This is a genomic window from Shewanella atlantica, from assembly GCF_003966265.1.
Lineage (GTDB): Bacteria > Pseudomonadota > Gammaproteobacteria > Enterobacterales > Shewanellaceae > Shewanella > Shewanella atlantica.
This window is the reverse complement of sequence record NZ_RXNV01000011.1, coordinates 79,603-104,536: the sequence shown is the minus strand read 5'-3', so window position 1 is coordinate 104,536 and position 24,934 is coordinate 79,603. Positions and strand designations below refer to the sequence as shown.

Genomic DNA, 24,934 nt, shown 5'->3' with positions numbered 1-24,934 from the left:
TTTCCAATGCTTTAGCTTGATTAACAGGTGCTCTAACCTCTGAGTTATACCCATAGATAATGGTCAACTAAAAGAATGAGGAAGAGTAACATCAGGTGATAAATCGAGAAGCGAAAGACCTGCATTGCCAGACCCGGTTTATCATCATATTTTAGCTCCCACGCCTTATAGATAAAGCCACAACTTAGCAGGGTTGAACCGACTAAATAGACGGGGCCACACATGCCGACCAGTACGGGTAGGAGGCAGGCAATAGCCAGGAGCACTGTGTAGAGCAGGATACAGGTCTTGGTAAACTCAGTTCCGTGGGTGACCGGAAGCATAGGGATATCGACTTTCGCGTACTCAGCCTTTCTATGGATCGCCAGGGCCCAGAAATGAGGAGGTGTCCAGGCAAAAATTATAATGACCAGTAACATCGCATGGCCGTGAAATTCCCCTGTCACAGATGTCCAGCCCAGCAGCGGAGGCATTGCTCCTGCTAAACCACCCACAACAATGTTTTGCGGAGTCGCCCGCTTAAGATAGGCCGTATAAACGATGGCATATCCTATCAAACTCGCAAAGGTCAGCCAGGCGGTAAGCTCATTGACGAGCGTATAGAGTAAAACAAAGCCCAGAATAGCCAAGGTGATTGCAAAGGTGAGAGCCTTAGGGATGGATACCCGACCCTTGGGAAGCGGTCGGTTATAAGTGCGCGCCATTAATCCATCAATTTTGCGATCGATAAGATGATTAAATGCTGCGGCCGCTCCAGCCATCATTCCAATTCCCATCATGCCAATGACTAATGGTTGAAGAGGTACGCTGCCCGGGACGGCGAGACACATGCCCACTAAAACAGTAAGCAGCATAAGAGCCACGACCTTAGGTTTTGTCATTTCATAGTATGGCCGCCATGCAAGGGAGTGACTCTTGCTGCCAGATGTTGCAGATGGAATCGAAAGTTGTTTGGCCATGCTTACTCCTTGCTTAGGCTGTCAGCCTTAAATTGATTACTTTGATCATGCTCGAGTGCCTATCTGATTTGGGGTAATCAGGCTTTGCGCCATAAGCAATAGTTAATAAAAACGAGATTCATGAGCAAGAACACGGCACCTGCATTGTGGGAAACGGCGATCCCCAATGGCAGGTGCAATACAACATTACTTATCCCCAGTCCGACTTGCAGACAGACCAGTAGAAATAACAATTGGGCGGAGCGTTTTAACTGTGATGATTGAGACTGTGTATGTAATTTATAGGCTAACCACAGCAGTACCCCAGCAGTCACTACGGCGCCGAATCTATGAGTGACATGGATTGTCATTCGGGAGGCGTAATCCAGTACCCCAAATTCATAGCTGTCATGGGTTCCCTGGAAGGGAGTGAACGCCTGAATAAAACGTAATTTGTTATACCAGTCTCCCTCGCAGATAGGTAAGGAGGTGCAAGCCAGTGCGGCATAGTTAGATGAGGTCCAGCCACCGAGAATTATCTGCAGTGTCAGTACGCTTAATGCTGCAGCCGCAAGGGGAGCCAACTTTCTTGCACCATGATCTCCCCCCGGGATCCTTAAGGGTTTTGTTCTTAAATAGAGCAGGAGCAAGAGCGATATTAAGGTGAAGCCGCCGATAAGGTGAGACATGACAATCACGGGCATTAACTTCATCGTGACGGTCCACATCCCCAAAGCTGCCTGAAACAAGATAAGCAGGGCTATGAATGTTGGCAGTTTCTTGGGTGTTTCTCTGTTTTTAAGACAGATCACCAAGATCATGAGCACTAACAACCCGAGTGTGCCGGCGATATATCTGTGGATCATCTCGAGCCAAGCTTTTTCCTGTTCAACTTTATGCTCCGGAAATGAATCTAATGCCCGAGCCAACTCGTGATCCTGGCTCGGCACTTTTATCATGCCGTAACAGCCTGGCCAGTCCGGACAACCCAAACCCGCATCGGAAAGCCTTGTATAGGCTCCCATCAGAATAACGCAGAGGGTAAACACTATGGTGATCTTTAAAAAATAGGACAGATTTTTCATTACCCGACCCTCGATAACTTAAGCATTTTTCTTAAGTCAGAGACTAAGGATTTACCTTGCAGGATCTGTTTGGCTCGACCTGAGACCTTCGAGTAACGCATGACTAAACTTCCCAGAGGGTCAACAATGACCATTTGCTGGTCGTTGAGTATGTTTATCATTGCGGTGCTGGCTTTAACTGTTTCGAAAGAGTGAAGTTTTAGTGCCGAGATATCGCTGCTTTCGGTGAGTAAAATCATGGTGTGAACCCTGTTTTGTTCTCTGCCCAGTGCAACATGGCTCTGCTTGAGGATATAGAGACGATCCAGGCATAAGGCGTCGCAATCGCTGGGGAGCAGATAAAGAATCTGCCATTCACGGGGTCTGGGATTTTTCATTGCCAAGCTGGCATAACTGGTTTCGGGGGAGAGCAGCTCACCTTTATTGGTCGCACCACCATGATAGAGGTTCATGCTAAGTACAATTTTTGCGGCGACAACAGGAAGTAAAAATACTAACAATAAAATTATCAGTGGTTTGGCACCGCTCTTCTTGGGGGAGTTCATACTCTCTCCTCTGGTTAGACCCCATATCAAGCCCCCGTAATCGGGCCCATAATAAGGAATGCTAATTGTTTCCCGAGACGGCTAGGAAACGACATTGTTATTTTTATCGCTTAAATCCTAACCTACTTGTTCTCGTTTCCATTGGCAACCATCAATTGATTGATAATCATTCGAATTAAACGTGTTGTTTTTTGTCGCCATCTATTTGTTCTTTCTTCGTTTTCTGCTGTAAATAAAGAATAGGACTAATATTGCGAATGCGAAAGCCATCGAAAACCACTGTAGCGCATAGCCCCTGTGTTTTTGAGCCGACAGCGGGATCGGTTTCCAGGGATGAGGCAAGTCAATGCCCTTAATTTTTTCGGGCTGAAGTACAGCAACGGCTATGGGACGATTGACCAAATCACTCATTTCGCCGACATTAAGATTCTGAATGCGTTTTGGCCAACCCGGTTCGGCCATGAGTGCGCTGCTCATCGGGTTACTCTGTTTCTGATATAGCCGCCCGGTAAGGCTCTGACTCTTTGTTATTGGCTTTATTGCGGGTAAGCTTGCCCTGTTTGCGGTTGCGGGTATAAAACCTAACTCAACCAGCAACCAAGGTCGATCGGGAGTAACCTCCATAAGTTGCAGTGCTAAATAACCAACCTTGCCATTAAATACCTGATTATCGAGTAGAAAAACCTGCTCAGCGAGCGGCTGTGCCAATACTGTTAGTCGGTATCCCGTTAGTGACTCTGTTTCAGGTAGCGATAGTAGCTCTGCATAAGAGAGTGATTCGGCAGCTTGACGTGTCGTTAATTGGGTCTGCCATAACTCTTTTTCTTCGGCGCGGGACAGCTGCCAGAATCCTAACTTGACCAAAAAGAGAAACAGACTCAAAGTGATAATAATAAGCGAAGCTCTTGAACCCACCAGATACAGTTGAGGATAACGAGTGAATACATTATTTGTTTTCAAATTAGTCTTAGTTCTGTTACTGCTATTCATTGTTTTTAATTTAGCCAAGGCCCTATTTTTGTTAGTTAAGGGGGACTCTGAAACGCCGATGAGTCACTTTCTGGGGCGTAGGGTTATCTTCTCCCTGCTGGTGGTCGTATTAATACTCATAGCGCTGGGATCCGGGGTGATAACCCCTAACCCCAGACCCTATTAATTAATGCATTCATATCCGCTGACTGAGTGCAATGTCATGTGTCACTCATTACAGGACGTAGACGAAAATAAACAGGCACAACCAGACAACATCCACAAAGTGCCAGTACCAACTTCCGGCCTGAAATGCGAAGTGCTTCTCTGGGGTAAAGTGTCCCTTTAGCACTCTAAGAAATAGCACCATAAGAAACACTGTACCTAGGGTGACATGCATGCCATGAAAGCCGGTAAGCAAGAAAAACGTATTCCCATAGACGCCGGAAGACAGTGTCAGTCCCATCTCCTGATAAGCGTGGATATATTCTTCGGCTTGTAATACCAGAAAACCCATACCGAGCAATATTGTTATTCCCAGCCAGATAGCGATGGCAGAACGTTTTTCTTTCTCCAGACTGACGTGGGCAAAGTGGAGGGTAACCGACGAGGTGAGCAGGATAATGGTGTTGTATAGCGGCAGTCCGGTCCAGCCCATCGCTTCAGTTCGGGTTCCATCGGGTGTCATCACCAGGGGCCAAACCGCTTCAAAGCCAGGCCAGAGAACCTCATTGGTCATGGCGTTATTCGAATCACCGCCCAACCAGGGGACTGCAATCATTCGCGCATAGAGTAGTGCGCCAAAGAAGGCGGCGAAAAACATGACTTCAGAGAAGATAAACCAGCTCATTCCCTGCCTGAATGAGCGATCCATCTGCTTGGAGTAGAGGCCACTCATGGATTCGGCTATAACGGTTCTGAACCAGCCAAAAATCATAAATATGATGATGGCGATGCCCGCGAGCAAGATAAATCCACCGCTGCCGCCATCGGTTTTAAGTTGTTGTACGTAACTTCCTGCACCAAAGGCGATAAGGAATAACCCTAAGGCACCGATAATTGGCCATGCACTCTGTGCGGGAACATAATAGTGTTCGTGCTTACTTGTCATTTTGCTGCTCCTTGCTCTACAACGCTGACATATTCGCGGTCGGTGATGTTGTAGAGGGTATAAGAGAGAGTCAGTGTCGTTATGGAATCAGGAAGATCCGGATCCACGTAAAATATCAGTGGTAACTCTGCACTGGCTTTTGCGGTTAATCTCTGTTGATTAAAGCAGAAGCACTCTGTTTTATTGAAGTAGGCGGCTCCCTGTCCGGGGGATACAGAGGGGATTGCTTGTCCTACAAGCTCATTCATGGAGAGGTTTTTGGCATTAAAGTTAGTGCGAACTAACTCTCCGGGGTGAACTCGCAGGCGTTTCACCTCAGGTTTGAATTCCCAAGGCAGATCACTTTGTATCTGTGCCATAAATTCAACGGTTATGGTGCGGTTTTTATCAATAGTGACAGGCTCATAACTGCTGGCCGTGCTCTGGGTTTTGCCATTTATCCCCAGCTGTTCACAGAGAACGTCATACAAGGGAACCAGAGCGAAGCCAAAGCCGAACATGCCTACAGCTGCTGCAATGAGCCAGCTGATAAGCTTTCGATTAGCGTTCGCTTGATTCTTAGCCATGTTTACTTAATCTCCGGCGGTGTAGAGAAAGAGTGATAGGGGGCCGGGCTGGGGAGTGTCCACTCCAAACCTTCGGATCCATCCCAGGGTTTGGCCGACGCCTTTTCACCTCCGCGAATACACTTAATCACAACGGCGAGGAAGATCAGCTGTGAAAGGCCGAATGCGAATCCACCGATAGAAACTATCTGATTTACGTCCGCAAATTGAACGGCATAATCCGGAATTCGTCTGGGCATGCCCGCTAATCCTAAGAAATGCATGGGGAAGAACAACACATTAACCGAGATAACAGAACACCAGAAGTGGATCCTCCCTAGCTTCTCGTCGTACATATTCCCGGTCCACTTAGGTAACCAATAATAGGCGCCCGCCATAATAGAAAATATTGCCCCGGTGACGAGTACGTAGTGGAAGTGAGCGACCACAAAGTAAGTGTCATGGTATTGGAAATCCACCGGTGTTATGGCCAGCATTAAGCCGGAAAATCCTCCTATGGTGAACAGTATGATAAAGGCTACCGCGAATAACATAGGGGTTTCGAAGCTGATAGAACCGCGCCACATGGTAGCGACCCAATTGAATACCTTAACGCCTGTTGGAACGGCGATTAGCATGGTGCAATACATGAAAAACAGTTCGGCAAATACCGGCATGCCAGTGGTGAACATATGGTGCGCCCATACCAGGAAGGAGAGGATGGCGATACTCGCCGTGGCGTACACCATAGAGGAGTAACCGAAGAGCCGTTTACGGCTAAAAGCGGGAACGATGGCAGAGATGATACCGAATGAGGGTAAGATCATGATGTAGACTTCGGGGTGACCGAAGAACCAGAAGATATGCTGGAACATCACAGGATCCCCACCTCCGGCCGCATCAAAAAAGCTGGTGCCAAAGTATTTATCGGTGAGCACCATGGTCACGGTGCCGGCTAATACAGGCATTACTGCAATCAATAAGAATGCAGTGATTAGCCAGGTCCAGACAAATAGAGGCAGCTTCATCCATGTCATGCCGGGAGCGCGCATATTAACGATAGTCACCACCACATTAATCGCGCCCATGATGGAGCTCATTCCCATGATATGGACCGAGAAAACGAACAGGGCCGTACTATCCGGGCTGTAGGTTGTCGATAGTGGAGCGTAGAATGTCCAGCCGAAGTTAGGACCGCCTCCTTCCATAAACAGGGAGCTGAGTAGGATGGCGAAGGCAAAGGGTAAAATCCAGAAACTCCAGTTATTCATTCTTGGTAGCGCCATATCCGGAGCCCCAATCATCATAGGGATTAACCAGTTTGCCAGCCCAGTGAAGGCAGGCATCACAGCTCCGAATACCATTACAAGTCCGTGGACTGTGGTCATCTGATTAAAAAAGTTGGGCTCAACTAATTGCAATCCAGGCTGAAATAGTTCGGCGCGGATCACCATCGCCATGGCCCCCCCCGTCAGGAACATAATAAAGCTGAACCAGAGGTAGAGTGTGCCTATATCTTTATGATTGGTGGTTAAGAGCCAGCGCATGATGCCTTTTGGCGCCCCATGATGATGGTCATCATGGTGATCGTCCTGAGCTGCTGGTGAATCTTGTGTAATTGTGCTCATTTTAATCCCTTACTTTCAGTGACCAACAACGTCAGAAGCTTGAACGGTATCACCGGAGTTATTACCCCATGCATTGCGCTCATAAGTCACCACAGCAGCTAGCTCTTGTGGCGTGAGTAGTGAGCTAAATGACTGCATGGCAGTCCCCGATTTACCATTGATGACAACATCGAGGTGACCGCTTATTGGGCCTGTGATCACCGGGCTGCCGACTAATGAAGGGAAAGCGCCTGGTAATCCGGTACCTGCAGCCTGATGACAGGCAACACAATGAGTCATGTAGACCTTCTCACCCACGACCATAAGTTCGTCCATCGTTAAGTCATCTAAAACCACCGCTTCAACTTCCTCAACAACTTCGTTTACCGTTTCAGCCACAGCCGTTTTAACTTGCTCAGTCTCGGGCAGGTTCGCTGGTAAAGTGGCAGGGGTTGCGGTGCCTGAATCGTTGGAGGCTGCAGAACTCGAACCACCTGAGCCGACATCAGCTGCTTGAACAGTATCCCCTGAGTCATTGCCCCAAGCATTACGCTCAAAAGTCACTACCGCAGCAATTTCTGTAGCATTAAGTTGCTTAGCAAAAGCTTGCATAGCCGTTCCTGGTTTACCATTGACGACGATATCTACATGATCTGCGACAGGGCCTATGGTTATGGGGCTACCAATAAGAGAAGGGAATACACCGGGTAGACCAGCGCCATTAGGTTGATGGCAAGCGGCACATTGAGCCATATAGATTTGCTCGCCTTGAGCCATGAGTTCTTCCATGCTCAGAGTTTTCGAAAGTGCGGCTTTCGCTTCAGCTTCTGCATTGTTCGCTTGCTGCTTTTGAGCAATCAGCCACTTCTCAAAGTCTACTTCTGAAAGAGCTTCGACAACGATTGGCATAAAGCCATGGTCTTTGCCGCAAAGTTCAGCACATTGACCGCGGTAAACACCGGGCTTATCAATCCGTGTCCAGGCTTCATTAATGAAACCTGGGTTGGCATCTTTTTTCACTGCAAACGCTGGCACCCACCAGGAGTGGATAACATCGTCTGAAGTCATTAAAAATCTGACTTTCTTGTTTACCGGGAGGACTAAAGGTTTGTCGACTTCGAGGAGGTAGTTCTCACCTTTTGCTTCAGTTCCGTCTATCTGTTCTCTTGGGGTTGAGAGCAAGCTGTAAAATTCGAGATCGTGATCGAAATAGCTGTAATGCCACTTCCACTGAGAACCGGTGATTTTGATTGTCAGATCGGCATCTGAAGGGTCTTCCATTGCGATTAAGGTCTTGGTCGCAGGAATAGCCATAAGAATAAGAATGATGAAAGGAACGAGAGTCCAGGCGAGCTCGACTTTAGTACTTTCGTGGAAGTTGGCTGCTACCGCACCTCTGGATTTTCGGTGGTTGATCATCGAGTAGATCATCACGCCAAATACCAGAATACCGATAGCGCAACAGATGTACAGAATGATCATGTGCAGGTTGTACACCCGCCCACTAATCTCTGTTACCCCTTGAGTCATGTTCAGGGGCATATCCGCAGCTAAGATAGAAGGCGAAAATAATAACGCCGGCAAACCATACAACTTTTGCTTCACTAGACTTCTCCTCTGTCATAGAAAGACAAAGAAGAGTCACACAGTAAGTCTCTGCTCTATGCAAACTCTTCAGTTCCCAAAAAAGCAACGATGACTTCAAAGTGCGTTGGCGGCTTTTACTCTTTACCTGCAAAGTAAGCAGTCTTATTTCTGGCTGCTAGGTTGAACCACATCTGCACTTACGGCTGAATATATCCCCGATTTCGACCCGGTAGATCAATGCACTCTTGTGTAAGAGAGTTGATGTACTTTATAGGTGAGTAAATCGTTCGGATATAACAAATTATCGTTGTTACTGACTTAAACTTACTTGCTGGACAAATATTGATCAAGATCAATAATTAAACATTTTTTATGTTCAGGCACAAAAAAGCCCCTAACGAGGGGGCCGTAATATAAAGCAATGAATAATTTAGGCTAATGTAATGAACCAAATAAACTGGGTTGATTAAATGCCTCGACGCCGTTCATATGGGCTTTTCCATGTAAGTGGCTATTCGCATCTTCAATCACAATACCGACGGCGCGAGCACTTTTTGCGACGATCTGTAGGCGACGATTATCTCTTGCATCTAGGGATTGGGTCCAACTGATAACCGCACTGGATGTACCACTTGTGAGTGCTTTTTCCATCGCCCACAGGGTTTCAACTTCATCTTTGGCGTGAACGAGCAGGACTCTATCCATTCTCACTCCGGCATCGGTTAACATCTGTTTGTAACCTATGTTTGGAGGACTAATCAGCACAATCCACTGACCTTGATGACTCAATGAAGCCAGTTGGCCACTCAGCATCTGTAATTCATCACGCCCTTGGGTATGAGTCGTTACTGAAGAGACTGTACAGCCTTGCAGTTCATTCGATAATGGATCTTCAAGATTTACCCATAAACCAGGGTGACGTGGACTATTGCCAATTAATGAGTTCATTGCCAGTCTCCGTTTCTGATGACTCCGACAGCTAAGCCTTCGATGCTTAAACTCTCACTGGTAAGATCGACGACAATTGGAGAGTAGTCTTCATTTTCGGCATGTAGGTAGACGATGCTACCTTTTTTTTCAAAACGTTTTACCGTGACATCATCTTCTACACGGGCGACAACAACCTGACCATTGCGAGCCTGTTCGGCTTTATGAACGGCAAGAAGGTCCCCCTCCAGAATACCAATATTCTTCATGCTGTCCCCACGTACTCTCAGTAGAAAGTCGGCACTTGGGCGAAACATTGTAGGGTCTACCTGATAATGTTGTTCGACATGTTCTTGAGCCAGTATTGGTTCACCTGCGGCAACCTGACCTATCAAAGGCAAGCCAAGTTCCTCTTCGGTTTCATTGGCTTGAGTCAGTCTAATACCACGAGAAGTACCTGGCATAATCTCAATACAGCCTTTTTTAGCTAATGCCTTAAGGTGTTCTTCTGCAGCATTGGCACTTTTGAATCCCAAACGTTTCGCAATCTCTGCACGGGTAGGCGGCATGCCTGTATCTGCAATATTACGTTTAATCAGCTCAAGGATCTCGGCTTGTCTTGGTGTTAATGGTCTCATGGTGAATCCTGTCTTTCTATACAGTAACTGTTAGTATATACAGTATTTCTTTCAGCGCAAGTATTAACCAAGTTTTAAGGTTTTGGGTATCCCAGTTCATTTTCTGGTATTCTATGCAGTTATTAACATGGCTCACATTGCATAAGAAAAATGTCCAAACAAGACTCTCTTTGGTTTAAATCATTACGCTGGTTACAGAACAAGTTGGTACACACTATTGTTGTGCCCCATGAACCCTTTAAAGATCTTAATTTAGATCCGGATAAACCTCTCGCTTATGTGATGAAAACTGAGTCTCTCAGTGATATTGCAGCCTTAAGTGAAATCACCGCAGATCTAGGTCTTCCAAGTCCTTATGAGCCTCTCGAAGTCGGTGGCGAATCGACGCCGAGAGTGGTTTGTCTTGAAGGCGCTAAACCCTTGATGGGTAAGAGAGAGAGCAATCATTTCTTTCTGAATAGCTTTATGGGTCTGCTGAAGATCCATAAAGAGCGTCCTGAGCTCGATATTCAGCTTGTGCCTGTCAGTCTCTACTGGGGAAGAACTCCGGGAAAAGAAGACGACACCATGAAGGCTGCGGTACTCGAGCGTGAAAACCCCACCTGGCTCAGAAAGTGTCTGATGATCCTCTTCTTGGGACGACATAACTTTGTGCAGTTTTCGAATGCCGTTTCATTGCGCTATATGGCCGATGAGCATGGCACCGATAAGCGTATTGCGCAGAAGCTGGCTCGAGTGGCCAGAGTTCATTTTAGTCGACAGCGTAAGGTGATGACGGGACCGGTTCTGCCTAAGAGGCAGGCACTGTTCCATGCGCTCATTAATTCCGAGACCCTGAAGAAGGCGATTCAGGAAGAAGCGACGAGTAAGAAGATCACCGAAGTTGAAGCCAGAGCGAAAGCGATGGAGTATCTGGATGAGATCGCCGCAGACTATTCCGATAGCCTGGTTCGAATTGCCGAGCGCTTTCTGACCTGGTTGTGGAATAAACTCTATAAAGGCATCAACATTAAAGGTGCGGAAGAGGTTCGACAGCTGCATCATGATGGCCACGAGATCATCTATGTGCCATGTCATCGTAGTCATATGGACTATCTGCTGCTCTCCTATATTCTCTATTATCAGGGAATGGTTCCTCCTCATATCGCAGCAGGAATTAACCTGAACTTCTGGCCTGCAGGCCCCATGTTCCGTAGAGGTGGCGCCTTCTTTATTCGCCGCAGCTTCAGAGGGAACAAACTTTATACCGCCGTTTTCCGCGAATATTTAGATCAGCTTTTCACCAAAGGCTATTCGGTCGAGTACTTCACCGAAGGGGGACGTTCGCGCACCGGAAGATTACTCGCGCCTAAGACAGGTATGCTGGCTATGACGCTTAATAGCGTTCTTCGAGGCATGAAGCGCCCTGTGACTCTTGTTCCTGTCTATCTCGGTTATGATCATGTGATGGAGGTGGCGACATACCATAAGGAGCTCAGTGGCAAGAAGAAAAAGAAAGAGTCTGTCTGGCAGGTCTTTGGAGCCCTGCGTAAGTTAGGCAACTTTGGCCAAGGCTATGTGAATTTCGGTAAGCCAATCACGCTGCATACTTTTCTAAATGAACAGAAGCCCGATTGGAAAGAAGAGATTGCCAACGAGCCTGAGCAGAAGCCTAAGTGGTTGACGCCCATGGTGAATACCTTGGCAAATCAGGTTATGACCAATATTAATGATGCTGCAGCGGTCAGCTCCGTGACCTTGACCAGTCTGGTATTACTGGCTTCGGAACAAAATGCACTCGAAAGAGCACAGTTGGAGAAACAGCTGGATCTCTATCTGAAGCTGCTTAAGGATCTGCCTTACACCTCCTATACCTCTGTGGTCGAAGGTGATGGTAAGTCATTGGTTCAACAGGGATTAGAGCTTAAGAAGATCAAGCTTGATAGTGATCCTCTAGGAGATATTATCTCGATCGACGATAGTATTGCCGTTGCTATGACCTACTATCGTAATAACATTATCCACCTGATGGTGATCCCTTCTCTGGTTGCCAGCTGTCTGACTCAGCATGAGCATATCTCAAGAGCCGAGATTATCGATATCATCAACGACTTCTACCCTCTGCTTCAGGCAGAGTTATTTATGGGAGTAGAAGATACAGGTGAGCTTGTCGGTCAGATCCTGGATCTGTTTATCGCTCAAGGGCTGATTACTGAGGACGATGGTTTCAGTATCGTCGAGACCGAAGTGAATCAACTCTTACTGCTCGCCGGTACCGTCGGTGAAACGTTGCAGCGTTACGCAATTATCTTCAACCTGTTGGCGGTTTGCCCCAAGATGGAGCGTTCCGAACTTGAGCGTGACAGCCATAAGCTAGCACAGAGACTAGGCGCGCTACATGGTATTACAGCACCTGAGTTTTATGATAAGAAACTTTATGGTGCCCTTAGCGTCAAGCTTAAGGAGCTGGGTTACCTGTCTGATAACGGCAATCAAGGCGATGTCCAAAGAATACGGGAGCGAGCGAATGGCTTGCTGCGTTCTTCTGTCAGGCAGACGATTGTCGATAGTGTGACTGCGGAGCATAAAGATTAATGGCTAACCATATGAACGCTGTTAAGGATGGAGCAGCGAGTAAATCTTTGCTTGGTGGAGCTATGATCATCGCAGGAACCGCCGTGGGAGCAGGAATGTTCTCATTGCCTGTTGTGGGCGCCGGAATGTGGTTTTCCTATTCACTTGTGATGATGTTAGGTGTCTGGTTTTGCATGTTGGTGTCGGGGCTGTTGTTACTCGAAACCAACCTACACTTCGAACCCGGTGATAGCTTCGATACTTTAACACGGGAAACCTTAGGTAACTTCTGGCGGATCGTGAATGGATTATCTATCGCATTCGTACTCTATATCCTGGCTTATGCTTATATTAGTGGTGGCGGCTCTATCGTTAATCACAGTTTAGAGGCTGCGGGGATCGAACTGCCACAAAGCATTGCCGGTTTGGTATTTGCGCTGGGTTTAGCCTTTATCGTCTTTATCAGCACTAAGGCCGTGGATAGGATCACAACCATTATGCTTGGCGGTATGATTATCACTTTCTTTCTCGCCGTTGGTAATTTACTGATAGAGATTGATACGGTGAAGCTGTTCACACCGGATGGTGAGAGCCGTTACCTGCCCTATATGTTGGCGGCTATTCCCTTTGGATTAGTGAGCTTCGGTTATCATGGTAATGTGCCTAGCCTGGTTAAATATTATGGCAAAGACGCCAGTACCATTATTAAGGCGATTGTTACCGGGACCCTGATAGCCTTCGTTATCTATGTTTGCTGGTTAGTGGCGACCATGGGGAACATCCCACGCAGTAATTTTGTCGATATTATTGCCCAGGGCGGCAATATGGGGGTACTGGTTGGTGCCCTATCGGATGTGATGAGCAGTGGCTGGTTAACGACCATGCTAACGGTGTTTGCTAATCTGGCAGTGGCTTCCTCTTTCTTAGGCGTGACCTTAGGATTATTCGATTACCTGGCCGATCTATTTGGTTTCGACGAGTCTCGTAGCGGTCGTTTAAAAACGGCAGCGGTAACCTTCCTGCCTCCGACAGTGCTTGGTCTGTTATTCCCTGATGGCTTCCTGATTGCAATAGGTTTTGCGGCACTGGCAGCGACTATCTGGGCGGCCATTGTGCCTGCTATGATGGCCTATAAAGCCAGAAAGCTTTATCCAAACAGCGAGACTTTTAAAGTGCCGGGCGGGACATTTGTTATCGCCATCGTCATTTTATTTGGTGTCCTCACCGGGGCGTGTCATCTGCTTGCAATGGCAGAGTTACTGCCCGTATATGGCTAAGCTGATACACTAAATAGCGAAAAAAAAGCCCTCGACGAGGGCTTTTTTTTGCCTCTGATTTAGTTGAAGAGCCGGACTAATCAGGCTCGTTTCGGTTGAGACGGTCTAGATACTGCTGGGGGGTACATTTTCTGAGTCGTTTAAAGGCTCGACTGAAGCTTTGCTGGTTCGCATATCCCAGCAGCGGACTAATCTCCGCGACACTCTTACCATCGAGCATATATTTGATGGCTTGATTGCTGTAAATGTAACTACACAAGGCAGAAAAGGTAAAGCCTTGTTGCTGCAATCGTCTCTGCAGCTGTTGCTTAGAGATATTGAAGAGTTGGGCAATATCTTCGATCTTGGGCAGACCATAGAATCTTGCATAATTCACCATTTCGAAAAGTACCTTCGGGGTGTCATGAGGTTGCGGCATATTGAGGTACTTTTCAAATAGTGAACGTGTCATGGTTACCGGGCTGTTTGCTAACTGCGGCTCTATCAAAGGCTGCAGCATATCATCAAGCTCCAGCCAAATTTCCGTTTGGGCAGCGTTCCAGATCACCGGGCAGTTAAACAGGTTTTCAGTCTCTTGTTGTGCGACGGCCGAACCACTGACACGTACCTGAATCGGATGATACTTGTCACCTAGAAAGTGGCGTAGTGCATTGAGCAGCATGATGGCGACCCTGAGTGAATCGTAGCTTTTCTCCTGCTTAAAGGCGTAGGGATTTTTATAGCACCACTTCATTATCTTACCGGACATGCTGACATAGTAACTGGCACCGGATTGTAGGCTGACGATGCCATAGTTGATACGGCGTATGCTCATGGCCAGATCCGGGGTCGATAACAGGTCTATACCGCTGATATCGAGCCTGGCGAAGTTTAGCTGTTGATGCAGTTTAACTATGTAAGCGGGGTCTTGGGTAAGAAGAGCTAATTTAGATAGCCACTTACCAACCTCAGTAAATGGGATCAAGGCCATAGGCTCATTCATCAGGGTATCTGGAATAGAAAGGGCCCGGTGATTAAAGCCGTAAACTTGCTCGACGCCCTCGAAAATGGGTTTCACATAACAGACGCGAATAAAGGAGGTATTAAATTTCATAGCAGCAACAGCTTAGTTATTGAAGGCTAATTTAATCATTAATGATTCAAAAATGATACAAATAGACCTTACGTCTTGTTCGTTATCGGATAAACGTCAAACTAACCCTCTTGTTTAAATTTAAGAGACCATTTTCATGAGTTTACTCGGTATGCCATTTGTCGATACTGGCGCAGATACGGCGCTGCATGTTGTGGCCTTGGTTGTCATGGTTGGCACTGTTACAGCGTTGGCCATAGGTTTTTGGAAAATCCATGAATTGCCTATCAATAAAGCTCATAAAGAGGATCATCATCAGATAGGGCTGATTACGGCGCTCACCTGGATCGGCTTTGTCTGGCATTGGGTATGGGTATTAGCTGTGTTTGTGGCCTTTATCGATGGTGAGAAAGCATTGCGACGTCTTCGGGATATCTGGCATGAGCCAAGTGAAAATAGGCAAAGCAGCGTAGAGGAGAGAAATAATGCTTGAAGGTTTAGCCGTATGGGCGCTTTTCATCTACCTGCTCCGCATGGTCGGTATGCCGTGGAACAAATATAGTAAGAGTTTTGCTTATGTGGGCGGCGGTGGGTGGTTACTGTTTGTGTGGGTTGGTCTGTTGAATTTCACTCCTATGGATCTATCCGGGGGCTCCTTGGTGCAGTCACCACATATTCAACTCAGACCGGCTTCGAGTCAAATCAAAGGTCAGGTGAAACAGATCTATGTTGAGCCTAATCAGAAGATTGAGGCAGGGCAGTTAATCTATGAACTCGATGATGAGACCTATCAGATAGCGCTCAATAAGGCTCTGGTTGCTAAAGAGTCTGCCAATGTGTCCCTGTCGGTGGCTAAAGAGGATGTGAAGCTGGCTAATAAAGAGTATCAGACCGCGATAACCGATATCGAGATAGTCAAAAACCAGTTAGCGGCAGCAACCAAAGATCTACTTTGGAAACAGAAAATGTTGGAACGGTATATCGAGCAGAATCGAGTCGTTCCAAATACCATTACGGCGAGCCAAATGGATGAGCAGACGAATGGAATAGATCTGGCCAAGGCCAATGTACATACATATAGCTCTCAAATTGATAAGGCAAGTTTGGCCGAGCATAAGGCAAAGCTGAATATTGAAAAAGCTGAGTTAGCAGTTAAGAGTAGCGAGTCAGATTATATGAGTGAGGTTGAGAGCGTTGCTCAGGCTCAATGGAACTTAGATAACACTAAGGTCTATGCTCCGGCAGATGGTTATCTGACGAACTATATTATGCGAGAGGGACAGTTTGTTGGCATGGTGCCGCGCATACAGATGTATACCAATGAAAAGTATGTGCTGATGCGGGTTAACCATCAGGCTATTCGTAACGTAAAAGTCGGTCAGAATGCCGAGTTTGCATCGGCAGTCTATCCGGGAAAGGTGTTTAATGCAGAGGTCGAGGGGATCATCGAAGCGACAGGAGAGTCCCAGGGAAGTCTGTTTGCCCGTGATGATAATGTCCGTCAGACGACCGGACAGAACCTGAATAATAAACATCATTTTGTGCGACTGAAATTAAATGAAACTGAGGATTATGATATTCCGGTTGGCTCGGTCGGACTGGCGTGGATCTCGGGTGAGAAACCTATCTCTTTTCTCGCATTTCTTGATGTGATTAGAGGGATCATCATCAGGATGAAGTCGCAAATCTATTACTTCTATTCTATTTGATGTCATTGGTATTCGTCCCGACAAGATAGGTATCTTGTCGGGACTTTCATTTGTAGATGTGCGAATCAACTCAGGTACAGATCTGGTTGCGCCCTTTCTTCTTGGCTCTATAGAGGGCCTTATCCGCTTCCTTCATCGTTTGTTCGAACGTCTCACCACCTTGCCTTTCGGCAACCCCTATGGAGATAGTTACGCTGACGGTTTTCTTGTTTGACTTGCTGGCAGCATTACGCTTTGCTTTCGTATTTTGCTTGCGTTTATCGTCCCGTAATACTATTCGATACTCCTCGATGGACTCTCTGACATCTTCGAGGTGATCGATAACCGAGTCCGTGTCTTTGCGGGGAAAGACGATGGTGAACTCTTCACCCCCGTATCTGAATACCTTGCCGCCTCCGGATACGCGAGCCATTTTTGCGGCAACGAGTTTTAACACCTGATCGCCAACATCGTGGCCATAAGTGTCATTAAACTTTTTAAAATGATCGATATCGAGCATAGCTACACTGTATTTTCGGCCAAGGGAGAGCACTAAGTTATAGAGTGCCCGTCTCGATGCGAGCCCTGTGAGTTCATCGCGGTAAGCGAGGAAGTAGGAGTCGATTAAGATAGTAAACAGATATATGACCGCGAGTGCCGAAAAAAGCACGGAAAGTGGAAGCTGCCCGGGGGTTAAATTATTAAGCACCCATATGACGAAGGTGATGAGTATCGATGTATTGACCAGATTCGTTTGCCATAGAGTACGAATTAACAGGAGAAGACCGCATAGGTATAAGGGGAGAGCCGCTTGCAGTTGAAAGGAGAGACTCAAAGGTGACTTAGCAGTGATCTCTGCTTGAAAATGTTCAATTCCCCATAGCCAACCGTAGGCCATGACAAAGCTGATGCAAATTGCGAAAAGCCTAACCAGAGTGTGGGGAGAGAGTAGCCCCCTATCTTTGAAGAAGGAGAAACAGGTGATAATTAATGCCCCGCCTAGAAAGAGTGCTTCAGTGTACGAACTAAGAGACGAGGGAACGAGTTGGTGCTGTGTTTCTGCATAAAACAGCAACAGCAGCATAGCGAGATAGGCTAAACGGCTACGATTAAATTGCAGTGCAAGGGCGGTTGTAGTGACGAGAAGCCAAAAAGGAAGCTGGTCGATACTTCCCTGCCAAATTTGCCAATCGGCTTGAGTAAACTGAAGCAAGCCGATTGAAAAAGCAGTGGCAAGCAGAGGAAGAAAGAAATAGCGACATCTATGATAAAAAGCAGACAAAACAAACCTCAATGATGACTTTAGCTTACACAATCATTCACAATCATTCACAATCATTCACAATCATTCACAATCAGGCTCGACTCGAGTTGAATTTTCAAAGCGAGTTAAGCCGTTGAACTCTCGGATAGTTATATCGGACAGAAATATAAGACGACATAATTCCCCTATACATAAAGCAGTATATGGAGTTTATTTTGTTTTTAATAGCGGTTTACTTATCAGGCTGCGATCTCTGGCTTCATCGTGTCGGCAACCAGATGAATAACCGTGATCCACGCCTGTCTTACCTCCTCTGTGTAGGCTTCTCCCAACCCGGTTTTCAGGGTGTAGAGTAAAGCGTTTCCCACCGGAGTGAAGTGGCTTTTTTTCGTACCGTAGCCATTGTGCCTTTCGGCTAACTGCTTCAGGACTGGCACTAAGGCATCGAGATCGTTTAGGCCATCTACGGCAGCCTTTAACATTGTCATCAACTTGCGTCCCTGCACCTTTATATCGCTTCGAAAGAGAGGTTTTAGTGAGGGGTCTATTTTAAAAAGTGCACCGTAAAAAATGTCGGCGGCCTGATCTGCTATGGGCTCGACCTGAGAGAATGAATGTTGCACTAAAAGGATCTGTTTTTGAGTCAATGACATTGGCTTTCCTTAATATCGTTTTCATCCTGAGACTTAAAATTCGTTACATTTCCTAATCTTAAAAATAGTATCTATATCGGCTTAAATTGCTATACATACTCTATATTTACCAAAGCGAGTAACTATATTTCATTTAGCATAGACAGAAATCACAAAACAAGCTTAACTAAATTCAGTTAGATACGATTATTTATTGTTTCTATTTGTCAGCCAAAGGTGCTGTTTATGAAAGTCGAACGATATATCCAGGGGCAACCATGTTGGGTTGAGCTCGCCAGTCACGATGCGAGTGCGGGAAAGCATTTTTATAGTGCTTTGTTAGGCTGGAGTTTGCAGGATATGCCTATTCCTGACGGCGTATATACCATGTTTAACCTGGTCATTGGTGACGAAACCGATGAGATAGGTGCAGCTTATCAGATGCATGCAGAGATGAGCTCTCAGGGAGAGCCGACTAACTGGACCGTCTACTTTGCCGTCGATAGTGTCGATGACACCATAGAGCTAGCGAGGTCCTGTGGCGGGGAGTTGTTGCTTGGACCCCACGATGTCGGTACGGCAGGCAGAATGGCCTTGCTCAGTGATCCCGAAGGGGCAAAGTTTGCGATATGGCAAGCGGGTGAGCATATAGGTGCGGGGAAAAGAGGAGAGGTTGGGACGCTTTGCTGGGTAGAGTTAGCCTGCCGAAATACTGAGCTTGCAAAACAGTTTTACCCTAAAATTTTAGGCTGGAAGGTGCAGCCCGGTGATATGCCGGATTTTGAATACACAGAGTGGCTGGTTGATGGGCAATCTTTTGGCGGCATGATGGAGATGACGGAGGAGTGGGGAGATATCGCACCCCATTGGATGCTCTATTTTACCGTGGAAGATTGCGATGAAACAGTGGTTAAAGCGGCCAAACTTGGTGGCAAAATTTGTGTACCTCCCACCAATATTCCGAAAGTGGGGCGCTTTGCCGTTATCAATGATCCCCAGGGTGGTTTTTTCTCAGTGATTGCGCTTAATAGCTAAAGAGAGCATTTGGACTCTTCATTTATGAGAGGTGAAAAATTGCGCTAAACTTAAATACTATTAAATAACCTGAATTCGGGTTAAGTCGTGCCGCTTAGGTTTTGACTTCAGTGCGTTAAATATAGGTTTGTCTATGATGAATTTACAGTTTAGCATTCGACAAAAAATCACCTTAGGCTTTAGCGCTATTGGTGTGCTGCTCATTGCTGGCAGCAGCTTTTTCTATTACTCCCTTAGTCAGATAAATCTTGCCAATCAAAATGTTGAAACGCTGGCTGTGCCGGTGTTAAAGCAGAGCCATGCGCTGCAGTTGACACTCCTGAAGATGGTAAAGTTATTAGCCGTCGCTAACACTCACAAAGAGCGCTCCGAACTGGACAGCAGTCAGAATCAATTTATTCAGTTACAAAACCGCTATGATAAGGAGTTATCCAGGCTTAAGGGCAAAGTCTTGGATCAGAGTAAAATGCTCAATTCACTTAAGCTGGCCGAAGTGGAGTTTCGACAATTTCTTGCAGAGAGTAATAAATTGTTTGAGGCAAAGATGACCATTATAGAAACTGAACGCAGGTTTCAAGAGCGCTACAAAGAGTTTGAAAAAGACCGTTTCGATGCGAGTAACATGATGCTCGATCTGGAGCTGATTTCGGCTCCACAAGAGGCTCGTTTGTTAGAAGAGGTCATTGGCACGGGCACCAGAATCGATGACATGTTATTTACCATGGGAAATACCATGTCCGGACTGACTCGAGTCGATATCGCTTCAGGAGTGACGGCTCATCAGGAAGATATTGGCTTTTTAATGAGTAACCTGACAACTAATTTCGATTTTTTAAGAAGGCAGGCCGAACCCTTAAGCATTCAAGCCACCATGGGAGAGTTTTCCCAAAAAGTAGATCTGTTGAAGCAATATTTACTTCAACCTGGAGAGCTGTACCTGTTGCAGCATCGCATCATAGACCAAGGGGAGCTAGCACAGGGGGCTTACACTAAGGCAGAGCAGAGCTTCGCAGCCAGTTATGAGCAACTCGATCTACTGGCCAACTTAGCCGACCAACGCCTGGTTCAATTGCAAGCAACGGCAAAAGATAAGATCTCCGCCGGTGAGACTTTGGCCATTATACTCGCATTGGTGTTGATGGCGAGCTTTATCTCAATCGTTACCACCAGAGCCATGTTGGGACCCCTTCAATCTGTTAATCGTGCTCTGGCACGTATTGCCGACGGGGATCTGTCTCAGCGTATCACTAAGCGAACTGATGATGAGTTCGGCACCTTGACCGACAATATTAATAAGTTGTCTCAGGATCTGACTCAGTTGCTCAATGAGATTAGTGAAAATGCACACTCTCTTGATGATTCAGCGTTAGCCTCCAGTCAGCAGAGTCAGCGTATTGCATCTGTCGCCGCGGAGCAGATTGAACGGGTGGAAAACGTCAGATTAAGAGCCGAGCAGCTGTTTGCTAGCTCGACTGTGGTTAAGAATGAAGCCGATACGACTGCCGACAACGTGACTCAGGCATCAAAAAGCAGTCGTGAAATTAAAGGCATAGCAGGTACTAACAGCGAAACGATTCAAAACTTGTCAAATGGGCTCAGTGAGTCGGTAGAGGTGATGTCTCGCTTGAGTCATCACAGTAAAAATATCGGTGGGATCTTAGATACGATTGTCGGAATAGCCGAACAGACCAATCTACTGGCGCTGAATGCGGCGATTGAGTCGGCCAGAGCGGGCGAGCATGGCAGGGGGTTTGCGGTGGTTGCCGATGAGGTGCGAACCTTAGCGATGCGAACCCAAGAGTCTACCGCCGAGATCCAGACGACAATTACGGCGCTGCAGCAGGAAACCGAGTCGGTAGCCGACTCCATCTCTCTCGGGCAGTCTAAAGCGGAACAGTGCGTCATTCAGAGTCGGGAACTGGGACTGGCGATTGAACATATGGATGCCTCCTTGAGTACGATTGAGCAGATGAGTAAACATATTGCTCAGGTCGCAGATGAACAGTTAGCCGATAGTCAGAATATTGAGGTCAGCATGGGGGAAACCCTGAGTACTGCTAATCAAAATGCCCAAGAGGCGAGTGGGGTGGCCGACCGCAGTGCAGAGGTGAATGAACTTGCGCGTTCGCTTACCCGTTCCGTGAAGCGATTTCGTTTATAAGCTTGTCCAGAGTGTTGTTTTAGATACTAAAGAGCACAGCCCATCAATGGGCTGTGCTCTTTATTAATGACGACAGATACCAATTGGTATTACTGTGTCGAGTTTAGCTTTCTGCCGTAAATTATCAGGTAAAGTGCCGGTAACACGAAAAGTGATAGTAAAGGGGCCGTGACCATGCCGCCTATCATAGGTGCGGCGATCTTCTGCATCACATCATTACCCGACCCCGCGCCCCACATGATGGGCAAGAGCCCGAAGAAGATGGTCGCAACTGTCATGGCCTTTGGGCGAATGCGCATGACTGCACCTTCGATTAAGGCTTCCTTCAGATCTGTGACAGATTCATAGCCACCCGTCTCTTTTCTGTGCTTGATGGCGTTATTCAGATAGACCAACATCACCACCCCGAATTCGGCCGCTACCCCGGCTAGTGCAATCATACCAACCGCGACAGCAACCGACATGTTGTATTCCAGCGCATAGAGTAACCAGGTGCTGCCAACCAAGGCAAATGGCAGGCTGAGCATGATAATTCCGGCCTGCAGTGTCGAACCGAAAGTCATCATAAGCAGAATAAAGATAACCCCGAGTGCCATAGGTATCACTTTTTTCAGTTTGGCATCGACTCGTTGCATATACTCATACTGGCCAGCGAAACCATAGCTATACCTGGGAGGTATAGTGAGTTCGTTATCCAGCGCCAGTTTAGCCTCATCGATATACTCGCCAATTGAGGTGCCCTCAATATCGACAAATACCCAGGATATCAGGCGACCATTTTCACTCTTGAGCATAGGTGCCCCATCGGTGATCTCTATATCGGCCAGGTTGCGCAGCGGTAGGTAATGCCCCGTCTTGGTGATCACGGGAAGCTCCCTGAGTTTCTCGATATTATCCCTGAGCTCTCTGGGGTAACGCAGGTTGATCGGATATCGCTCCGCGCCCTGTACCGACTCGCCTATCTCCATGCCGCCGATGGCATAACGGACCACATCCTGTATGTCGGTGAGCGTCATGTCATAGCGGGAGGCCACATCGAGTTTAGGCGTGATATCTATATATCGGCCACCGCCAACCCGCTCGGCATAGGCTGACTTGGTATTGGGCAGTTTACTGAGTATGGCTTCGATATTGGTACCAATTTTCTGCAGTTCATCGACATCGGCGCCCGTTATCTTGATGCCTACCGGAGTCTTGATACCGGTAGAGAGCATATCGATGCGGGTTTTGATGGGTTGAACCCAGGCGTTAGTCAGGCCGGGAACTTTTACCGTCTGTTGCAACTGGTCGATAATATCTTGTAGCTCGACGCCCTCTCTCCACTCATCTCTCGGATTCAACATGATGGTGGTTTCAAGCATCGTCAGCGGCGCAGGATCGGTTGCCGTTTCGGCCCTGCCGACTTTACCAAATACCCGCTTGACCTCAGGTACCGTTTTTATCAGGCGGTCGGTTTGCTGCAGTATCTCAGCCGCCTTACTGGCACTGATCCCAGGTAGTGCGGTAGGCATATAGAGCAGGTCGCCCTCTTCAAGCTCAGGCATAAATTCACTGCCTAAGTTATTCAGAGGATACCAGGCGCTGAGTAGGGTTATGACGGCGACAACGAGTGTGATCTTTGGAAACCTTAACACCAGAGTCAGCGCGGGCTTATAGATTGCTATCAACACCCGGCTGATTGGATTACTGGTCTCTTTAGGGATCTTTCCTCGAATGAAGAAGCCCATAAGAATTGGCACTAAGGTTATTGACAGCAGGGCCGCTGCGGCCATCGCAAAGGTCTTCGTATAGGCAAGGGGGCTGAATAACCGTCCCTCCTGAGCCTCTAATGCAAAGACCGGCACGAAACTTAACGTAATGATCAGCAGTGAGAAGAACAGTGCGGGACCGACCTCTATGGACGCCTCTGTGACGATCTTCCAGTGCTCTTGGTTGTTTGGCGGGCGTTGATATTCCTCTTTAAAATGCTCGAGATGCTTATGCATATTCTCGATCATGACGATGGCGCCATCGACCACTGCCCCGATAGCGATTGCAATGCCACCCAGACTCATAATATTGGCATTGACCCCCATCTTGTTCATCACGATAAAGGCAATGAGAATAGCCAAAGGCAAGGTGATCACGGCAACGAGTGTCGATCGAGCATGCAGTAAGAAAAGCAGACACACCAGGCCGACAACAAACATCTCCTCTACAACCTTGTGGAGCAGGTTTTCCACCGAGCTTTCGATCAGCTGAGATCTGTCGTAGGTCGGGATGATCTCAACCCCTTCCGGGAGACCCGCTTTAAGCTGTTCCAGCTTGTTCTTTACCGCTTCGATAGTCGCTAATGCATTCTCGCCATATCGCATGACTATGATGCCGCCAACCACTTCACCTTCACCATCGAGCTCGGCAATACCGCGGCGGGAAGCTGGCCCTTTTCGAATGGTAGCTACATCTTTAAGTAACAGAGGTGTACCGGAGGGACTGGTTATCCCTAAGGGGATCTCTCTGAAATCATCCAATGTCTGTCGATAGCCTTTGGCCCGCACCATATATTCGGCTTCGGCCATCTCGATAACCGAGCCACCGGCTTCGGTATTCGACTTAGCAATCGCATTCTTAATCGAGGCTATATCCAGCTGATAGATGGCCAACTTGTCGGGTTCGATCACTATCTGGTAGGTCTGTTCCATGCCGCCAACGGTGGCAACTTCGGAGACTCCTGCAACACTTTGGAGTTCCAGTTTCAGATACCAGTCTTGCAGGCTCTTTAGTTGAGACAGGTCTAAATTACCGGATCTGTCCACTAAGGCATATTCGAATATCCAGCCAACTCCGGAAGCGTCCGGGCCCAAAGAGGGTTGTATACCTTGGGGTAAACGGCTGCTGACCTGGTTGAGGTATTCCAGAACCCGGGATCTTGCCCAGTAGATATCGGTACCATCTTCGAAAATGACATACACGTAGGAGTCACCGAAGAAAGAGTAGCCTCGAACGGTCTTGGCGCCGGGTACGGCAAGCATGGCCGTGGATAGCGGGTAAGTCACCTGCTCCTCGACAAGCTTGGGGGCCTGTCCGGGGAACGGGGTTTTAATGATCACCTGTACATCGGAAAGATCCGGAAGGGCATCTAACGGCGTATTTCTCAGCTCTTGAACACCCCATACAGTGATCATAATCGTGATGATCAATACCATGAGACGTTGCTTGATAGAGGCTTCGATAATTTTCTTAAGCATTACCTACTCCTCCTATTATCCAAAGTAGATAGTCTGGTTATCAGAGCTGCAACCTTATCGATCACCAGCATAG

21 protein-coding genes are annotated in these 24,934 nt (G+C 47.3%); 7 read left to right on the top strand and 14 right to left on the bottom strand.

The genetic code is table 11. The annotated features are described in order from the left end of the window. Positions 1–44: 44 nt before the first annotated feature. The 4 genes from cyoE to EKG39_RS18250 all read right to left on the bottom strand — a co-directional run bounded on the left by cyoE (position 45) and on the right by EKG39_RS18250 (position 3,528). On the bottom strand, positions 45–959 hold the full coding sequence (gene cyoE / locus EKG39_RS18265; protein ID WP_126507416.1) for a heme o synthase: 915 nt from the start codon (positions 957–959) through the stop codon (positions 45–47). Positions 960–1,036: 77 nt separating this feature from the next. Further along, on the bottom strand, positions 1,037–2,023 hold the full coding sequence (locus EKG39_RS18260) for a COX15/CtaA family protein (protein ID WP_126507415.1): 987 nt from the start codon (positions 2,021–2,023) through the stop codon (positions 1,037–1,039). Further along, entirely contained in the window at positions 2,023–2,568 is a 546-nt protein-coding gene (locus EKG39_RS18255) for a hypothetical protein (protein ID WP_126507414.1), read from the bottom strand. The genes EKG39_RS18260 and EKG39_RS18255 overlap by 1 nt, the downstream gene beginning before the upstream one ends. 201 nt (positions 2,569–2,769) lie before the next feature. After that, positions 2,770–3,528 (bottom strand): SURF1 family protein, encoded by a 759-nt coding sequence (locus EKG39_RS18250; RefSeq protein ID WP_126507413.1) that lies wholly within the window; start codon positions 3,526–3,528, stop codon positions 2,770–2,772. Between EKG39_RS18250 and EKG39_RS18245 the strand changes: the two genes are divergently transcribed. Then, entirely contained in the window at positions 3,506–3,724 is a 219-nt protein-coding gene (locus EKG39_RS18245; RefSeq protein WP_126507412.1) for a DUF2909 domain-containing protein, read from the top strand. The genes EKG39_RS18250 and EKG39_RS18245 overlap by 23 nt on opposite strands. 48 nt (positions 3,725–3,772) lie before the next feature. On the opposite strand, the gene EKG39_RS18240 is transcribed toward EKG39_RS18245, so the two are convergent. The 6 genes from EKG39_RS18240 to lexA all read right to left on the bottom strand — a co-directional run bounded on the left by EKG39_RS18240 (position 3,773) and on the right by lexA (position 9,952). Then, positions 3,773–4,648: a cytochrome c oxidase subunit 3 gene (locus EKG39_RS18240; RefSeq protein WP_126507411.1), complete on the bottom strand. Its 876-nt coding sequence runs from the start codon at positions 4,646–4,648 to the stop codon at positions 3,773–3,775. Further along, positions 4,645–5,214 (bottom strand): cytochrome c oxidase assembly protein, encoded by a 570-nt coding sequence (locus EKG39_RS18235; RefSeq protein WP_126507410.1) that lies wholly within the window; start codon positions 5,212–5,214, stop codon positions 4,645–4,647. Before EKG39_RS18235 ends, EKG39_RS18240 begins: the two co-directional genes overlap by 4 nt. Before the next feature lie 2 nt (positions 5,215–5,216). Then, entirely contained in the window at positions 5,217–6,821 is a 1,605-nt protein-coding gene (ctaD, locus tag EKG39_RS18230; RefSeq protein ID WP_126507409.1) for a cytochrome c oxidase subunit I, read from the bottom strand. A 15-nt stretch (positions 6,822–6,836) separates the two neighbouring features. Beyond that, positions 6,837–8,405 (bottom strand): cytochrome c oxidase subunit II, encoded by a 1,569-nt coding sequence (gene coxB, locus EKG39_RS18225; protein ID WP_126507408.1) that lies wholly within the window; start codon positions 8,403–8,405, stop codon positions 6,837–6,839. 417 nt (positions 8,406–8,822) lie between these two features. Beyond that, positions 8,823–9,335 carry a cell division inhibitor SulA gene (locus EKG39_RS18220; RefSeq protein WP_126507407.1) on the bottom strand — a complete coding sequence of 171 codons (513 nt, stop codon included), beginning with the start codon at positions 9,333–9,335 and terminating at the stop codon, positions 8,823–8,825. Then, a complete protein-coding gene (gene lexA / locus EKG39_RS18215; RefSeq protein ID WP_126507406.1) occupies positions 9,332–9,952 on the bottom strand; it encodes a transcriptional repressor LexA in 621 nt (206 codons plus the stop codon). The genes EKG39_RS18220 and lexA overlap by 4 nt, the downstream gene beginning before the upstream one ends. 150 nt (positions 9,953–10,102) lie before the next feature. On the opposite strand from lexA, the gene plsB reads away from it, so the two are divergent. Together plsB and mtr are read left to right on the top strand one after the other, a co-directional pair. After that, positions 10,103–12,526, top strand: a complete 2,424-nt coding sequence (gene plsB, locus EKG39_RS18210) for a glycerol-3-phosphate 1-O-acyltransferase PlsB (RefSeq protein ID WP_126507405.1) — start codon at positions 10,103–10,105, stop codon at positions 12,524–12,526. Next, on the top strand, positions 12,526–13,782 hold the full coding sequence (gene mtr / locus EKG39_RS18205; RefSeq protein ID WP_126507404.1) for a tryptophan permease: 1,257 nt from the start codon (positions 12,526–12,528) through the stop codon (positions 13,780–13,782). The genes plsB and mtr overlap by 1 nt, the downstream gene beginning before the upstream one ends. A gap of 76 nt (positions 13,783–13,858) precedes the next feature. On the opposite strand, the gene EKG39_RS18200 is transcribed toward mtr, so the two are convergent. Further along, a complete protein-coding gene (locus tag EKG39_RS18200) occupies positions 13,859–14,875 on the bottom strand; it encodes an AraC family transcriptional regulator (RefSeq protein WP_126507403.1) in 1,017 nt (338 codons plus the stop codon). Between the two features lie 136 nt (positions 14,876–15,011). Here EKG39_RS18200 and EKG39_RS18195 point away from each other — a divergent pair, with 136 nt between their 5' ends. After that, complete coding sequence (locus EKG39_RS18195) at positions 15,012–15,347, top strand: MFS transporter (RefSeq protein WP_126507402.1); 336 nt, start codon at positions 15,012–15,014, stop codon at positions 15,345–15,347. After that, the gene (locus tag EKG39_RS18190) at positions 15,340–16,563 is read left to right on the top strand and encodes an HlyD family secretion protein (RefSeq protein WP_126507401.1); all 1,224 of its coding nucleotides are present in this window, start codon (positions 15,340–15,342) and stop codon (positions 16,561–16,563) included. Before EKG39_RS18195 ends, EKG39_RS18190 begins: the two co-directional genes overlap by 8 nt. A 70-nt stretch (positions 16,564–16,633) precedes the next feature. On the opposite strand, the gene EKG39_RS18185 is transcribed toward EKG39_RS18190, so the two are convergent. Further along, a complete protein-coding gene (locus EKG39_RS18185; protein WP_126507400.1) occupies positions 16,634–17,824 on the bottom strand; it encodes a GGDEF domain-containing protein in 1,191 nt (396 codons plus the stop codon). A gap of 221 nt (positions 17,825–18,045) precedes the next feature. Next, positions 18,046–18,459 carry a globin family protein gene (locus EKG39_RS18180; RefSeq protein WP_126507399.1) on the bottom strand — a complete coding sequence of 138 codons (414 nt, stop codon included), beginning with the start codon at positions 18,457–18,459 and terminating at the stop codon, positions 18,046–18,048. Positions 18,460–18,684: 225 nt separating this feature from the next. On the opposite strand from EKG39_RS18180, the gene EKG39_RS18175 reads away from it, so the two are divergent. After that, entirely contained in the window at positions 18,685–19,473 is a 789-nt protein-coding gene (locus EKG39_RS18175; protein ID WP_126507398.1) for a VOC family protein, read from the top strand. 133 nt (positions 19,474–19,606) lie between these two features. Then, positions 19,607–21,634, top strand: coding sequence for a methyl-accepting chemotaxis protein (locus tag EKG39_RS18170; protein ID WP_126507397.1), 2,028 nt, complete (start codon positions 19,607–19,609; stop codon positions 21,632–21,634). An 89-nt stretch (positions 21,635–21,723) separates the two neighbouring features. On the opposite strand, the gene EKG39_RS18165 is transcribed toward EKG39_RS18170, so the two are convergent. Beyond that, on the bottom strand, positions 21,724–24,861 hold the full coding sequence (locus tag EKG39_RS18165) for an efflux RND transporter permease subunit (RefSeq protein ID WP_126507396.1): 3,138 nt from the start codon (positions 24,859–24,861) through the stop codon (positions 21,724–21,726). Positions 24,862–24,934: the final 73 nt, after the last annotated feature.